At 46.8% G+C, this 16,686-nt stretch carries 12 protein-coding genes; 9 read left to right on the forward strand and 3 right to left on the reverse strand.

What is annotated here, in order from left to right; genetic code table 11:
* Positions 1-352 precede the first annotated feature (352 nt).
* Positions 353-1,417: an L-asparaginase 2 gene (ansB, locus tag NL646_RS04110; RefSeq protein ID WP_005464084.1), complete on the forward strand. Its 1,065-nt coding sequence runs from the start codon at positions 353-355 to the stop codon at positions 1,415-1,417.
* An 81-nt stretch (positions 1,418-1,498) separates the two neighbouring features.
* Here ansB and NL646_RS04115 read toward each other — a convergent pair whose 3' ends face one another.
* A complete protein-coding gene (locus tag NL646_RS04115) occupies positions 1,499-2,335 on the reverse strand; it encodes a pyruvate, water dikinase regulatory protein (RefSeq protein ID WP_005464081.1) in 837 nt (278 codons plus the stop codon).
* A gap of 216 nt (positions 2,336-2,551) precedes the next feature.
* Between NL646_RS04115 and ppsA the strand changes: the two genes are divergently transcribed.
* From ppsA to tyrS, 4 genes are all read left to right on the forward strand, one after another.
* Positions 2,552-4,921 (forward strand): phosphoenolpyruvate synthase, encoded by a 2,370-nt coding sequence (gene ppsA, locus NL646_RS04120; RefSeq protein WP_005479906.1) that lies wholly within the window; start codon positions 2,552-2,554, stop codon positions 4,919-4,921.
* Between the two features lie 219 nt (positions 4,922-5,140).
* Positions 5,141-5,920: a hypothetical protein gene (locus tag NL646_RS04125; RefSeq protein WP_253663884.1), complete on the forward strand. Its 780-nt coding sequence runs from the start codon at positions 5,141-5,143 to the stop codon at positions 5,918-5,920.
* A 224-nt stretch (positions 5,921-6,144) separates the two neighbouring features.
* Positions 6,145-6,951 carry a helix-turn-helix transcriptional regulator gene (locus NL646_RS04130; protein ID WP_005479785.1) on the forward strand — a complete coding sequence of 269 codons (807 nt, stop codon included), beginning with the start codon at positions 6,145-6,147 and terminating at the stop codon, positions 6,949-6,951.
* Between the two features lie 82 nt (positions 6,952-7,033).
* A complete protein-coding gene (gene tyrS / locus NL646_RS04135; protein WP_005479869.1) occupies positions 7,034-8,293 on the forward strand; it encodes a tyrosine--tRNA ligase in 1,260 nt (419 codons plus the stop codon).
* Between the two features lie 105 nt (positions 8,294-8,398).
* Here tyrS and NL646_RS04140 read toward each other — a convergent pair whose 3' ends face one another.
* Positions 8,399-9,433 carry a PotD/PotF family extracellular solute-binding protein gene (locus NL646_RS04140; RefSeq protein ID WP_253663885.1) on the reverse strand — a complete coding sequence of 345 codons (1,035 nt, stop codon included), beginning with the start codon at positions 9,431-9,433 and terminating at the stop codon, positions 8,399-8,401.
* A 137-nt stretch (positions 9,434-9,570) separates the two neighbouring features.
* Positions 9,571-9,930 carry a DUF6559 family protein gene (locus NL646_RS04145; protein WP_031850917.1) on the reverse strand — a complete coding sequence of 120 codons (360 nt, stop codon included), beginning with the start codon at positions 9,928-9,930 and terminating at the stop codon, positions 9,571-9,573.
* A 112-nt stretch (positions 9,931-10,042) separates the two neighbouring features.
* Between NL646_RS04145 and NL646_RS04150 the strand changes: the two genes are divergently transcribed.
* The 4 genes from NL646_RS04150 to NL646_RS04165 all read left to right on the forward strand — a co-directional run bounded on the left by NL646_RS04150 (position 10,043) and on the right by NL646_RS04165 (position 16,683).
* Positions 10,043-10,924 carry a LysR family transcriptional regulator gene (locus NL646_RS04150; RefSeq protein WP_023583967.1) on the forward strand — a complete coding sequence of 294 codons (882 nt, stop codon included), beginning with the start codon at positions 10,043-10,045 and terminating at the stop codon, positions 10,922-10,924.
* 104 nt (positions 10,925-11,028) lie between these two features.
* Positions 11,029-12,111 (forward strand): efflux RND transporter periplasmic adaptor subunit, encoded by a 1,083-nt coding sequence (locus tag NL646_RS04155; RefSeq protein ID WP_017447945.1) that lies wholly within the window; start codon positions 11,029-11,031, stop codon positions 12,109-12,111.
* A 10-nt stretch (positions 12,112-12,121) separates the two neighbouring features.
* Complete coding sequence (locus NL646_RS04160) at positions 12,122-15,184, forward strand: efflux RND transporter permease subunit (protein WP_025500330.1); 3,063 nt, start codon at positions 12,122-12,124, stop codon at positions 15,182-15,184.
* Positions 15,181-16,683, forward strand: a complete 1,503-nt coding sequence (locus NL646_RS04165; protein WP_140080223.1) for an efflux transporter outer membrane subunit — start codon at positions 15,181-15,183, stop codon at positions 16,681-16,683. Before NL646_RS04160 ends, NL646_RS04165 begins: the two co-directional genes overlap by 4 nt.
* The last annotated feature ends 3 nt before the right edge of the window (positions 16,684-16,686 follow it).

A 16,686-nucleotide genomic window follows, 5' to 3' on the forward strand; every position in this document is an offset into this window, starting at 1 on the left:
TCCGGGGTAAAGCCGCTTTTTTTTTGCGCTATGTTTGCAGGCCATTTAATCTTCTAAAAGCTTAACTCCTATCCCCCTTCCCTTTACATCTCTAGCAAAACACGCCCTCACTTCTTACTTACAGATCCATCACTGGTATGTCGTTCAATGTTGAACAGGTTGCTGGTACATCTCACTTGTTAAAGAAGCACGTTAATTAGGTTAACTGGTTGATTTGATATTCTTTAAGTGATTAGTTGATCACGATTTTCATCTGCAATTTGTTGAGCTTGTGCTCAAAAATTCTCCCGTTCTGTTTTTAGGATAGAGGTTGTTCCCCAACCAACATCTAACCTAAAAGCAGGTGATTCCCATGACAAAAAATCTTTTCCGCCTCAGTACGATTACCCTTGGTTTGTGCCTCAGTTCTTTGTCGTTCGCCCAATCCGACCTTCCTAATATCAAAATCCTCGCGACTGGCGGCACCATAGCTGGCGCAGGTCAATCTGCCACTGAGTCGAACTACACCGCAGGTAAAGTTGGCGTCGAATCATTAATTTCTGCTGTGCCGAGCATGACCAACATTGCGGATATTTCTGGTGAGCAAGTCGTCAGCATCGGCTCTCAAGACATGAACGATGAGGTATGGCTGAAGTTAGCGAAAAGGGTTAACGAGCTGCTCGCTCAAGATGATGTTGACGGTATCGTCATCACCCACGGTACGGATACGTTGGAAGAAACCGCATACTTCCTTGATTTAACGGTGAAGAGCGACAAGCCCGTTGTGATCGTGGGCGCGATGCGACCATCCACCGCCATGAGTGCCGATGGCCCGGTCAATTTATACAATGCTGTTGTTACTGCAACCGATGAGGACTCAAAAGGCCGCGGCGTGCTAGTGGCAATGAATGACACCATTTTCGATGCGCGAGATGTAACGAAGACTAACACCACCTCGGTAAGTACGTTCCAATCTCCAAATTTTGGCCCTCTTGGCTACATTCACAACAGCGATGCAAAGTACCAAAGAAGCCCTGAACGTAAACACACCACAGAAACCCCATTCGACGTATCAAAACTCAACACACTACCTAAAGTGGGCATTGTTTATAACTATGCGAATGCGTCAAGCTTGCCAGTCAAAGCCTTGGTTGATGCCAAGTTTGACGGTATTGTGAGTGCTGGTGTGGGTAATGGTAACTTGTACCACACGGTCTTTGATGAGCTAGAAAAAGCGAGCAAAGATGGCATTATTGTCGTCAGAAGCTCTCGCACGCCAACTGGCTCAACGACTTTGGACGCGGAAATTGATGATGATAAATACGGCTTTGTTGCATCAGGCACGCTAAACCCACAAAAAGCACGTATTTTGCTGATGTTGTCACTCACGCAAACGAAGAACTATCAAGACGTTCAGAAGATGTTCCAGTACTACTAAGGAATAACTATATAAGTTGATAATTGATAACCAGTAATACGCAAAGAGGAGGTTGATAGCAACCTCCTCTCATCCAAGTGACTAGCCGAACAAACGGCGTTTCATTCCGGCTCTCTCAAGAATGCGCGTTGAAATTTCTTCTACCGACAATGACGACGTATTGATGTAAGGAATCGCTTCTCTTCTGAATAAAGCTTCAACCGTGTCCAACTCCAACTTACATTGCTCTTCACTGGCATAGTCGCTGCCCGACAGGCGATTCTCACGAATCTCATTCAAACGTTCAGGTGTGATGGTTAAGCCAAACAGTTTGTGGCGATGTACCTCGAACTCTGGCAACAAACGCATCATCTTGACGTCTTCGGCAATAAACGGGTAGTTCACCACGCGCAAGCCAAACTGCATCGCCATGTACAAACTGGTTGGTGTTTTGCCGCTGCGCGATACACCAAGCAGAATGATATCCGCCTGTTCCAAGCCTTTCAGTGTAATGCCATCGTCGTGAGCCAATGTATATTCGATCGCCGCAATACGGTCAAAATAGGTATCGGAATCTTTCCCTACACTGCGAGAGCGCTGCAACTTCGGGGCGGGTGCCATCTGAATGTCGTCTTGCACCTTTTGTACAATGCTTTCAAGCACATCGTAGCTGTATGCCGGAGCTTCTAGCAGCATTTCGCGTACACCAGGCACCACAATCGAGAAAAACACCAACGGTTTAACGCCATTGCGTTGGTAGGATGTTTCAATTTCTTTAACAACATCCGCAACTTTATCTTGGCTTTCTACAAAAGGAAAGGTTTTTTCATTAGGAATGAAAGGAAATTGACCAAGAACAACATGGCCCAATGTCTCACATGTTATCGCCGTACCGTCAGAAACATAGAACACATCACGACTTTGGTTATTTATTTGCATTTCTGTTTAATTTTTCAAAATCTTTTGAGTAGGATGGTAAACATAATATTAATAAACCAGTTTGGCTTTCAGTTAGGTTCCCCACAGCTTTTAAAATTCGTCAGAATTTTTTTGAGCCAGAACGTAATCGTTTGCCTTTGACATCAATTGAGACAAATACTTTGTTTGGATTGATTTAAGTCCCCCTACTAAGCTGCAATGTTTCTGGAGAAAGACATGCAAAAGAACACCCTCTGGTTCAATGGCCTATCCATGGATGATGTCGACAAAGTCGGCGGTAAAAATGCTTCACTTGGCGAAATGGTTTCTAACCTTGCTAATGTTGGCGTATCAGTACCAAATGGCTTTGCGACAACCTCATACGCGTTTAACCAATTCCTTGACCACGAAGGTTTGGATGAGCGTATTCACCAATTACTTGATGAACTGGACGTTGACGATGTTGAAGCTCTGCGTAAGACAGGCGCTACCATCCGTCAATGGGTATTACAAGCCCCTTTCCCTGCGGATCTTGAACAAGAAATTCGCAATAATTATGAAGAACTTATCGAAGGCAACACTGAGCTTTCGGTAGCGGTTCGCTCTTCTGCAACAGCGGAAGACCTACCAGACGCCTCTTTTGCTGGTCAGCAAGAAACGTTCTTGAACGTGAAAGGCATCGACGCAGTACTAGAAGCCACAAAGCACGTTTACGCTTCTCTATTTAACGACCGTGCGATCTCTTACCGTGTACACCAAGGTTTCGACCACCGTGGTATCTCGCTATCTGCGGGTATCCAACGCATGGTTCGTTCAGACAAAGCCTCTTCTGGTGTTATGTTTACGCTAGACACTGAATCTGGCTTTGACCAAGTCGTGTTCATTACATCGTCTTGGGGTCTAGGTGAAATGGTCGTTCAAGGCGCGGTAAACCCAGACGAGTTCTACGTTCACAAGCCAATGCTTGAAGCGGGTGAGCACCCGATCGTTAAGAAAACTTTTGGTTCGAAGTTGATCAAAATGATCTACTCAAACAACCAAGAGATCGGCAAACAAGTTGATATCATCGATACGTCAGAAGAAGAGCGCAACACCTTCTCTCTAAACGAAGAAGAGATCAAAGAGCTGGCTAAACAAGCGATGATCATCGAAAAGCACTATCAACGTCCAATGGACATTGAGTGGGCAAAAGATGGTATCGACGGCAAGTTGTACATCGTTCAAGCACGTCCAGAAACCGTATGTTCTCAAACAGAACAAAACGTGATTGAACGTTACGAACTGAACAATAAAGCCGATGTGCTTGTCGAAGGCCGTGCTATCGGTCAACGCATCGGTAAAGGCCCAGTACGTTTGGTTGATTCTCTAGACCAAATGTCACTGGTTCAAGAAGGCGATGTGCTTGTCACAGACATGACTGACCCAGACTGGGAACCAGTGATGAAGAAAGCATCGGCAATCGTAACTAACCGTGGTGGACGTACGTGTCACGCAGCAATCATCGCTCGTGAATTAGGTATTCCTGCTATCGTTGGTTGTGGCGACGCGACGAGCAAACTGACCGATGGCGCAACCGTAACCGTCTCCTGTTCAGAAGGTGAAACAGGTTACGTTTACCAAGGCGACTTGGATTTTGAAGTAAAACGCTCTTCTGTTGATGAACTGCCACTGTTGCCAACAAAAGTGATGATGAACGTGGGTAACCCTGATCGCGCGTTCGACTTCGCACAAATTCCAAACGAAGGCGTTGGTCTTGCTCGTCTTGAATTCATCATCAACAAGATGATCGGCATTCACCCTAAAGCACTATTGAACTTTGACGCTCAAAGCGATGAGCTGAAAGCGGAAATCAAACAGCGCATTCGTGGTTACAAAGATCCTATCGATTTCTACGTAAGTAAACTGACGGAAGGCATTGCGACCATCGCTTCTGCTTTCTGGCCAAAACGCGTCATTGTTCGTATGTCTGACTTTAAGTCGAACGAATACAGCAACTTGGTTGGTGGTAAAGCGTACGAACCGCACGAAGAAAACCCAATGCTAGGCTTCCGTGGCGCGTCTCGTTACATTTCTCCAGTGTTTGAAGACTGTTTCGAGCTAGAAACGCAAGCCATCAAACGCGTTCGTAACGAAATGGGCCTGAAGAACGTTGAAATCATGATCCCATTTGTGCGTACGCCAAGCGAAGCCGCATCGGTTATCGATTTGCTAGCGAAGTTTGATCTGCGCCGTGGTGACCAAGGTCTGAAAGTCATCATGATGTGCGAACTGCCATCAAACGCAGTGCTTGCCGATGAGTTCTTGAAGTACTTCGACGGCTTCTCTATCGGTTCAAACGACATGACTCAGCTAACGCTTGGTCTAGACCGTGACTCTGGCGATGTGGCTCACCTATTTGATGAGCGTAACGCAGCGGTGAAAATCATGCTGAAAATGGCGATTGATGCCGCAACCAAAGCAGGCAAGTACGTAGGTATTTGTGGTCAAGGCCCATCAGATCATGAAGATTTGGCGGAATGGTTGATGGAGCAAGGCATTAGCTCTGTTTCACTCAACCCAGACACCGTTATCGACACTTGGTTACAGCTAGGTAAAGTTAGCAAGTAATTTGCCGAAAGGAAGCCACTTAACACAAGTGCTCCTAAACCAATGAGACAAAGCCCTCAAGCTGCGGTTTGAGGGCTTTTTTGTTGGGCTTCTATCACGCCCTTGTCAAGGGTACGTGAGTTCGTGACGTCAATCCCAACCTAGAATCATCGTCAATTTTCCCTATCCCAAATTTCACCTAAAATGAAGTAAAACCGACCACGTTTAGGACGAGCTCTAATGAGAAAGCCGATCGTTATCTTAACCACACTTATGTTACTCACCTCTCCTGCTCATGCAGATTGGGACGAGATATCCAACAAAATGTCTGAGCTAGGCGAAGCGGTTTCGGATACTGCGCAAGATGTTTGGGACGACACTAAAGCCTTTTCAAAACAAGCGTGGCAAGATTTCACGAATTGGTCCGAAGAAGCAATCAATACGGCTGGCGAGTGGACAGATGCCAGTATCGAAAAAAGCAAAGAATGGATAGATTCCGCAGACAAAAAAATTGATGAGTTGATGGAAGGCGACACGCCAGAAGAAGCGCGTCAAGCGATTGATTTGATGACCGATAGCACCTTACTCAAACTCTTTAATGAAAAACCAGAAGCGAAAGCGATTTACGATAAAGCTTACGGCTACGCCGTTTTTGATTCTCGTAAACTCTCTTTGCTTTTCCACACTAATTCAGGCTCTGGTGTGGCAGTAGATAAGACCACCGAAAAACGCACCTACATGAACATGTTTGGTATGGGGGTTGCGCTAGGGCTCGGCGGCAAGTTTTATCAGCAAGTGGTTTTGTTTGAAAGCAAGCAGGACTTCGATACGTTCGTCAACGAAGGCTGGGAAGCAACCAGCGAAGCTTCAGCAGTTGCAGGCGAAGATGCCGAAGAGTTCTCTGCACAGTTCAACAGCGGCGTTGCCGTTTATCAGCTCAACTCAAAAGGCTTACTTATCGATGCAAACGTATCTGGTTCAAAATACTGGGTAAATGAAGAGCTCACCAACGCCCAGTAATTTACCTGCTCTGATTGAAAACACTTCACAACAACGAATGGTTTCACAGGAATTGATAAAAATCTGAGCATTAAAAATCATAGAATTAACAATCGAGAACGCAAAACTGAGTACCTGAGCAACTTTTTAGGGGGAAGTCACGAGAAGATGGTGACTTCCCTTTCTCGTTGGATTGCTTTTGGTTATGCTTGCGCAAAATTAAATCATGTCAACTCGATGATCGCATGCCTAACCAAAACTTTAACGCGCAACTCGCAGAAGCAATTTCTGCTTTAAACACGCCTAACTTCACCCCAAAATTGATGAGCGTGATTCACTCAATTTTCGATTTTGATTGCGCGATCATTCTTGGTTACCGAGAAGGCAAACACCCGATCTATCTATATGACTCGATTGAAAATGAACGTGAGTTGCTATTTCAACGTTACCTGACCAACTCATTTCAAAACGATCCGTTTTTCCAAAACCTCAACCAGCACAAGCAACAAGGCATCTTCACCCTAAAAGATGTGGCGAAAAAAGGCATCGAGTATCAAACGTATCGAAAGCAGTTTTACGATCAAACAGGTTGGAAAGATGAACTCAGCATGCTGGTAGAAATCGAATCCGGTCGTTGGGTAATTCTCTATTTTGGCTGCTTGCGTGAAGGTAAACGCTTCTCTGCCGCGCAAATCAACAACTTGCGCTCGCATTTTTCTGTTCTTCAATCGCTGTGCCAACAGCATTGGAAACAAGCCGAGTTTAACTTATCAGAGCCCGTAGTTCGCCCAGACGCCTACACAGGCAATATGAAGGTTGCCATTGAGCAGGCGTTAAGCTCATTTGGCATAGAGTCACTGACTCGACGGGAGCAGGAAGTCGCCTCCCTTCTTGCTCAAGGATTTGATACTAAAGAAATTTCTGCGCATCTTCATCTTGTTCAAGGCACAGTAAAAAACCATCGAAAGCGCATCTATTCTCAACTTAATGTTTCATCGTTGAGTGAGCTGTTTCAATTGTTCCTCAACCACCTGATCATGCACTCAAAATAGAAAACTATCCCTTTAGGGATATATCGGCAAAAGGTGTCGCGTTTTAGTCTGAATACAACAACCACTAAAACAGACAAGAAGAATGACGACACCATTACTGCAAGATTTACAAGATCGTGGTTTGATTGCACAAGCCAGCGATTTGGAAGAAATTCAGACACTTCTCTCACAGCCTCAAACCGTTTACTGCGGCTTCGATCCTACTGCAGGCAGCTTGCACATCGGCCACCTCGTGCCTTTGATTATGCTTAAGCGCTTTCAAGATGCCGGACACCAAGCCGTTGCCCTGATCGGTGGTGCAACGGGCATGATTGGCGACCCAAGCTTTAAAGCGACTGAGCGCAGTCTGAACTCAGCGGAAATCGTCTCAGGCTGGGTTAACGATCTCTCAAACCAAATTCAACAGTTGATGAATCACCAATTGAGCAAGCCAATGATCATGGTGAACAACGCTGACTGGATGAGAGCAATCAATGTGATCGACTTCTTCCGCGATGTGGGTAAGCACTTCTCGATCAATACTATGATCAACCGAGAATCGGTAAAACAACGCCTGCAACGCCCTGACCAAGGTATCTCCTTCACCGAATTTAGCTACGCTCTGCTGCAATCGTACGATTTTGCCGAGCTAAACCGTCAATACGGTTGCCGTTTACAAATCGGTGGCAATGACCAATGGGGGAACATAGTTAGCGGGATCGATTTAACTCGTCGTCAAAATGGTGAGCAAGTATTTGGCTTAACTCTGCCGCTGATCACCAAATCCGATGGCACCAAATTTGGCAAAACTGAAGGTGGTGCAGTATGGCTAGATCCTAGCAAGACCTCTCCTTACGCGTTCTACCAGTTCTGGCTTGGCGCAGAAGACGCCGACGTTTACCACTTCTTGCGTTACTACACATTCTTGAGCTGCGAAGAAATTGCCAGCATTGAAGCGCAAGACCAAGCAAGCCAAGGTAAACCGCAAGCACAACGTATTCTCGCTGAGGAAATGACGCGATTTGTTCATGGCGAAGAAGGCCTAGCTAGTGCCGAGCGCATCACTCAAGCTTTATTCAGCGGTAATGTGCAACAACTGAGTTTGGGTGAATTAAAACAATTGGAGTTGGATGGTTTACCAAGCATTGAGAGCGCACAACAAGATTTGGTTGAGCTGTTGATTGAGTCGGGTTTAGCAAGTTCGAAGCGTGTTGCACGCGAACACATCAGCAACAACGCCATCAGTGTAAACGGAGAAAAAGTGTCGGCTGATAACCCAAGTTTGAGCTTCCCACTGTTCGATCAATACTGGTTATTGCAACGCGGTAAAAAGCACTTTTGCCTCGTAAAGCGGGCCGCGTAGCAACACTCGCAGTACAAAGCCTATAAAAATTCCCCTCACCACTTTCGTGATGAGGGGAATCCAAACTTGAACGATTTTAAGCCTAAAAATAGGCAAAGACGTCGCTTATTGCGTTCTTAAACGTTGCCAGTACTTTTCGTAAATCGCTAACGTTTCTGCGCCAACATCATTAATGAACTCGCCTTTTTTCATGTCTTCTGATGAAGGGAAAATAGTACGGTTGTTTTTCAACTCTTCTGGCAATTTGTCACGCCCAGCGTTTGTTGCCGACGCATAACCCAAACTGGTCACGATTTCCGCTTGGTTCTCTGGTTGGTACATAAAGTTAATAAATTTATGCGCCAATGCTTTGTTTTTACTGCCAGACGGAATAGTAAAGTTGTCCATCCACAATACCGCGCCCTCTTCCGGCATCACGAACTTCAGCTCAGGCATTTCAACCTGCCCTTGGAATGCGTTGCCGTTCCATTGCATGCCGACCGATGTTTCACCGGACACGTAAGGGACTTGAGGTGCGTCTGAGTTGTACAGCAATACGTTGTTTTTCAGTGCCACTAAAGAATCGAAAGCCTGTTTGATTTCTGCTTCATCTTTGGTGTTCACGCTATGGCCATTTTTCTTCAGCGCCATACCGAACACATCGCGAACGTCATCAATCAGCATGACTTGTTGTTCGTATTGTGACTCCCATAAGTCAGCCCATTTTGTCACTGGTTGCTCAACCATGGATTCGTTGTAGCTGATCCCGGTAATGCCCCAAATATAAGGCAGAGAGTAATCATTTTTCGGATCGTGCGCTTGGCCAAGTAAGCCGTCCATTGTGTCTTGCATGTTTGGCACTTGAGCGTGATCTATTTTCGAAAGCAGCCCTTCTCGACCCATTTTTTCAATGAAGTACGCAGAAGCAAAAACCACATCGTAACCAGAACCTTTTAGCAATTTTAGCTTGGTATACATTGATTCATTATTCTCAAAGGTCGAATAATTAATCGTAATGCCTTCTTGTTTTTCAAACGCTTTTAACGATGTTTCCGGCAAATAGCCACCCCATGCATAAACGTTCAACGTTTTGCTATCTGCATGAGCAAACATGCTGAGCACAAGAGCACTCAGCCCCAATCCTTTGATGATTAATTTCATGGTATGCGATCCAACCAGTCCAGCGACGCGCTGGGATTCGGGTGCATAATTAGGTAATTGTTACCCAATTGAAAGAAAATTTAATTAATCTTTAACAGCAAAAATATTTATCGAATTTATAAAATTAATGCGCGTTTTTAATAGCGACTGTGCATACCAAAATGATGAGACATCCCATCTTCCATTCGGCCGCCTTTCCAGCCACCAGCACCGAATAAATGAAGCACATCTTGAGCGGTATAATCGACACCAGCGAAGAAGTCATGCGCCACATCAGAGCGGATGGCTTGCAACTCTGGTTGATTTTCCAAATCAAGATCTTGCGGATTCGCATACAACGCCAACGCAATTTTTTGTTGGCACGTGCTTAACTCGCTGGTGCTCGTCTTTACCTGACCGACGGAAAAGTACTCACGACTGCCGTATCCCACTATCAATCTGGTACTCATTAGCTTAATCACTTTCTTAATGCGGCGACGTTGTATAAATCTCAACATGTTGAAGTCCTTATTTATATTTCGATAATTAATAATAAGTTTTGTATACCACACATCAATACTCTAGAGTGTCAGGGTTTAGCACGGCACTCAAAGAGTATGGAGTTCAAGAGTGAAAATTGACGATCTAAAACTGTTCACCAAAGTCGTCCAACTTGGCAGCTTTACAGCGGCAGCCAATGCTTTGGACTTGCCACGAGCAAATGTTAGTCGACGCATTGGAGAACTGGAACGTTACCTCGGAACGCAACTTTTTCACCGCACCACTCGCAGCCTTTCGCTGACAAACAAAGGCGATGCCTACTACCAAGATCTACAAAAAGTACTCACCTTGCTTGATTCGGCAAACCAGCAAGCTAGTAACGAAAACATCGAGGTCAGAGGCAAAATCAAACTTGGCCTTCTGCCAGAAACCTATGAACATCTTCAACCCATTTTGTTTGAATTTCAGGATCAATACCCGCAGGTCGAACTCGACATTCGCAATATCAACAATGGCTTTATTGATATGTTTCAGCAGGGGTTGGACATCGCGCTGCACGGCGGCATGCTGTTTGATTCAGACATTGTCGCGAGAAAGATCTTAACGCTAGACCGATGTGTCGTTGCCTCACCGAACTATCTTCAAACTCACGGCACGCCCGCCACATTAGAAGAGTTGAGCGATCATCAGTGCATTTGTTTTCGTTGGCCAAATGGCAATGTCGACAACCTTTGGCATTTTCAGGAACAAAACGTAGCGCTCAAACCGAAACTCATTTCCAACAACATCGGCTTTATTAAAAGCTCCACAGTGCTTGACCGAGGCATCAGTTATATCCCAAAACTGTTGGTAAAAAATGAGCTCGAATCCGGTGCATTGGTGCAAGTATTGTCTCAATATGCTGTCACGGAAGAAACGGGGTGGTTACTCTATCCTCAACCGAAAACGCTGAACCAAGCTAGCCGGTTACTTATTGAACATTTGTGCAATAAAATCCCAAAACTTTTGTAGCTTGCATTTATTGTCATAAAATTTGTGACATTGAATCATGCGCACGCATGATTATCTGAACATCTGTGAATTATAAGATGGCGCCGAAATTATGGAGCCATCTTATGAATCATCAAATCAAAACCGCTGCGCTGAGCACTATCGCGCTCTCTCTACTCGGCTGTAATCAAGCTCAACCTCAGGTTGAGGAGCCAAGCGCATCCAGACCCGTTCAAGTGATTGAAGTCAATGAAAGGAATGAAGAACTCAACAAATCATTCAGCGGGATCGTAAAAGCAAAAGAAACCGCCTCACTCTCTTTTCGTGTACCCGGAACCGTGGAAAGCGTGTTCGTAAATAAAGGCAGCGTGGTAGAAAAAGGCCAAGTCATTGCCACGCTGGACAAGCACGACTACCAAGTCTCACTAGAAGAATTACAAGCGCGTATGTTAGAAGCGCAATCAGCCCACAAACTCGCGAAAGCCGAGTTAAAGCGCGTAAAACAAGCGACTTCTGATGATGCCATTGCCAGCGTAAACTTAGACCGAGCCATCAGCAGCTACGAACGTAGCCTCTCTGCCGTCAAAGTGGTTGAGAAAAACATCCAACGTGCAAAAGATGCCCTACGTTACACCACTCTACGTGCACCATTCACTGGCATTGTTGCCGACGTTTCTGTTGATCCACATGAACAAACCTTGCCGGGCGGCAGTGTTGTGTCAATTCAGCAAGAAGGCAGCTGGGAAGTCGACATCGACGTACCGGAAAATATGATTGCGCAATTCGCACTAGGTCAGCCGGCATCGTTGACTTGGTATGATTCGGAGCAATCCTACCAAGCAACCGTGGCAGAAATCGCGCCGAAGAAACACTTGCTCAAACAAACCTATACCGTCACGCTAGACATCGATTCGATTTCCAGTGCGCTATTCAACGGTAAAGCAGTCACGGTTAATACCGCGCTCAACACCAGTCACTCAAGCCATTGCTTTCCTTACTCTGCAATTTTGGGTGAGAAACAAACTCTGCACGTGAATGTGGTTCGTGATGCGGTTATTCATTCAGAGCCGGTCAACCTTGACTCTATCGACGCATACCAAGCGTGTGTGACCGGAAGTTTTGAGCAAGGCGATTATGTGGTGATCAGCGGTAGCCATTATCTGAGCGAGGGCGATGCCGCCCCAAACCTGACCATCAAGACGTTGTAGGTGCGAATCCATGATCAATTTAGCTGAATTCGCGATTCGCCAACGTAAGTTCGTTCTGTTCTTTATCGTATTGAGCGTGATCGCTGGCATCTATTCTTACTTCGACTTAGGCAAGTTGGAAGACCCGAGCTTTACAGTAAAAACTGCGGTAGTCGTGACCCTTTATCCGGGTGCGTCTGCCGAAGAAGTCGAGCACCAAGTCACCGATACCGTGGAAACCAAATTGCAGGAAATGGCGGAGTTGGATCGCTTGCGCTCATTGTCTCGCCCAGGTTTGTCTATGGTCTTTGTTGACCTCAAAGAGAGCCTTAATTCCAAAGCACTTCCGCAGGAATGGGACTTATTGAGACGCAAAGTGGACGATGTAAAACTGCAGCTGCCTTCCAGCGCGCAGATCAGCGTAGTACAAGACGAGTTCTCTGAAGTCTACGGCATGCTTTTCTCTATCCACAGCACAGATGCTGCGCCAGAAGAGTTGCGTCGCTACGCCGAAGAGCTGCAACGCCAAATCAAAGCCGTCGACGGCATCAAAAAGATCGAGCTACACGGCATTCAACCTCGCGTTGTACATATCGATATGCCAGACGAGCGCTTGGCTCAATATGGTTTGTCGATCGCACAAGTTTGGAACCAACTGAGCACACAAAACAGCACGTTCGAAGCGGGAAAATTCGATGCGGGTACAGAGCGTATTCGTATTGCGCAAACCAGTGAGTTTCAGTCTCTAGAAGACATTCGCAATTTAATCATCAATGGTGGCACCGGCGAGTTTGGCTCGGGGTTGATTCGTCTTGGTGACATCGCCGACATCACCATGGGTTATCAAACACCAGCATTGGCAGAAAACCGCTACAACGGAGAGCCCGCTGTCACCTTGGCTGTGAGCCCAGTTCAAGGCATTAACGTGGTGTCACTTGGCGATACGATTCAAGACATCATCGCTAACTACCAGGCAACGCTGCCGCTGGGTGTCGACATCTCGACCGTTGCTTATCAACCTGAAGAAGTACAAAAGTCTATCGACGACTTTGTTGGCAACCTGCTTGAAAGTGTCGCGATTGTTTTTGTGGTGTTGTTGGTTTTCATGGGCTTTAAGAGTGCAACCATCGTTGGCGCAAGCTTGCTCCTGACGATTTTGCTCACGCTTGTATACATGAACATCGCCAGCATCGATTTGCACCGAGTCTCGCTAGGTACGTTTATTCTCGCACTGGGCATGTTGGTGGATAACGCCATTGTGATCACCGATATGATGATCGCCAAGCTCAACAAAGGTATCGAGCGAACTCGCGCCGCGATTGATTCCGTCAAAGAAACCGCTGTGCCACTTTTAGGCGCAACTGTCATCGCGATTATGGGCGCAAGCCCAGTGTTGTTCTCCAAAACCGACTCCGCCGAGTTTGCGAGCTCTGTGTTCTACATTGTGGCATCGTCACTGTTGCTTTCATGGATCGTCGCGATGACGTTTACGGTATTAATGGCGTGGATGTTCATCAAGCCAAAAGCTAACAGCGAAGAGACCAAACCGAGCCGTTATAAACAGTTGGTATTCTGGACGGTGGACAACCCGCGTAAAGCATTAGCCGCTTTGGTTCCACTGATTTTAGTCACCGCCGTGGCAATCCCGTATGTGGCCGTGAACTTTATTCCTCAGTCGGATCGCTCAATTGTGTTTCTCGATTACTGGCTACCCAATGGTGCCAAGATTGAACAAACCTCGGCAGACATGCGTAAAGTTGAAGAATGGTTGGTCGCACAACCAGAAGTGGAAAGTATCTCTAGCTATGTCGGCACCAGTGCACCTCGCTTCTCGGTAACGGTAGAGCCTGAGCCGCTCGACCCTGCCTACGGGCAGATTCTGATCAACACCAAAGACTACGAGAGCATCAGTTACTTGGTGACGCGTGGTGATGATTGGCTAAAAGAGGCGTTTCCGGATGCCGAACCTCGCTTCCGAGCACTGAAGTTGGCAACCAAAGATAAGTTCGCGGTTGAAGTGCGTTTTTCTGGTCCGGATGAAACCGTATTGCATCAACTAGCGGCGGAAGCGAAAACGATTTTTGCTTCAAACCCTGATGCAAAATACATTCGCGATGATTGGCGCCAAGAAAGCAAAGTGCTCAAGCCGATTCTAAACCAAGACAAAATGCGTCAAGCAGGCATTAACCGCGCCGATGTCGCTTTCGCGCTAAAACGTGCGTCAGACGGCATGCCGCTTGGACAAATGAACCTGAATGATGAGCTGATTCCAATTCAGTTACGTGGAACATCGCAAAACATGGCGTCACTAGAAACGCTACCTGTGCGCTCTCTACTTGGCTTTAACAGCGTTCCGCTTGGTCAAGTGGTGGATGGATTCGAACTGGTCACCGAAGAGAGCATGATTTGGCGACGCGACCGCGTGAAAACCATCACGGTTCAAGCGGGTGTGAGCCGAGACTCCACACCAGCGAATGTAAGAAATGCCATTAAAGATCAGGTTGAAGCTATCCAACTTCCGACGGGTTACAGCATGGAATGGGGAGGCGAATATTACGATGAAGACAAAGCGGTCACCGACATCATGAAGCAGCAACCAAAAGCAATGCTGATCATGGTGATCATTTTAGTCGCGATGTTCAACGGCTTTAAGCAACCAATCATCATCCTCGCAACGCTACCACTGGCAGCATCAGGGGCTGTGTTTGCTCTGCTTGGATTCGATAAACCATTTGGCTTTATGGCGCTGATCGGAGCTATCACACTAACCGGGATGATCATCAAAAATGGCATCGTACTAATGGATCAAATTGAGCTCGAACGCACAAATGGCAAGAGCTTGTCTGACGCGATCAAAGAAGCCACGGTCAACCGTACTATGGCCATTTCTATGGGTGCGTTAACGACCGCGCTCGGCATGATCCCGCTGCTGTCAGATCTGCTGTTTGACCAAATGGCGGCAACCATCATCGGAGGCTTGGCAGCCGCAACCATATTGTCACTGTTTGTCATGCCTGCGCTGTATCGCCTTGCTTACAAAGAAAAAGCACCGTCCACACAAACCAACGCTGAGCTAGAGGAGGCGTCATCGTGAAAAAATTCATTCTAACGCCTGTCGTTCTAGCCCTAAGTTTAGCGGGCTGTGCAGTGGGGCCAGACTACCAAGCACCAACCACCAGCATGGCAGAAACCTACTTGAACGCCGAAAATGCAGGGTTGAGTACCGATTCACAACACGTTGAGTTTTGGTGGACTAAGTTTCACGATCCGGTGTTGAATCAAATGGTTCAAGACATGCAGAGCCAAAACATTCCGCTGAAAGTGGCGGCCGAGCGGGTGAAAATGGCCAACAACTATAAAACCATGGTGGAGTCATTCAAGGTACCGACAATTAATCTCGGTGCGGGTTACATGAACTATCAGTTCAGTAAAAATGACTCTTCACTCGGTCCGATATTGAATCCGCTCAGTGATTCCGTGTCGGGTCTGCCACCTCAAATTGGTAACGTCACCCTAATGGATAATCAGCACGATGGCGTATTTGCAGGCGCGAGTATCGCTTGGGAGGCTGATCTGTTTGGGCGCATTGACCGCCAAGCGAACGCGGCACAAATTCGTCTCGAACAAGCTCAGATTTATCAAAGCGGCTTGAACACGGTGATCACGGCGGATTTGATTCACAACTACTTGCAATACCAAGGTGCAAGCGAGCGCCTTGAGTTGGCAAAGTCGAACTTAGAAGATCAACGACGCACACTCGACCTCGTCGAGAAAGTCATGCGTAGCGGCTACGGTTCTGATCTCGATTTAGCCCAAGCGAAGGCCACGCTTGCGGCGATGGAATCGCTCGTTCCGCAGTTAGAGATTGCCCAACAAGCGCACAAACATCGTTTAGCAGTATTGCTTGGTGAGCCGCTAACGCAAGTCGAAATTCGCCTGTCTAAGCAGCATAGTGTACCTGTCATGCAGGACATGGTGCCGGTCGGTTTACCTTCCGATCTGTTGAAACGTCGTACCGATATTCGCTTAGCCGAGCGCGAAATGGCCGCGCTCAATGAAGAGTTAGCAGCAAGCGTTGCTGATCAATATCCAAAGTTCTTTTTGACGGGCGCTCCGGGGTTGTCGGCGTCAAGCTTTGACGATCTTTTCAGTAGCGATTCTTTCGGTTGGATGGGCGCGGCAGGCGTAAGCTGGAACTTGTTCGATGGGGGGCGTGGCGAGGCAATTGAAGCCATCAACCAAGCGCGTTTTGATTCGGCGACATTGTCTTATCAACATACGGTAGAGGCGGCTTTGGCAGAAACCGAATCCACGCTGTTTACTTATGGTCGCAGCCAAGAAAATCAGCGCCGAATCGATGAGGCATTGAAAGCCACCAATAACGCCGTCAACAAAGCCAAGTCACTGTACCGAGCAGGCTTGATTGATCACTTATCAGTTTTAGATGCGCAACGTCAGCAACGCATGATGCAAGATCAGCAAGTCGCGGCAAAGTTACAAACCGCACAAGCTACGATTGCGCTCTACAAATCACTTGGTGGTGATTGGACGCTACAACCAGAAGCACAACCCGAAACGAATGCCAAAGGTTAGGTT

This window comes from Vibrio sp. Y20_XG_PY13, from assembly GCF_024181925.1.
Taxonomy (GTDB): Bacteria; Pseudomonadota; Gammaproteobacteria; order Enterobacterales; family Vibrionaceae; genus Vibrio; species Vibrio parahaemolyticus.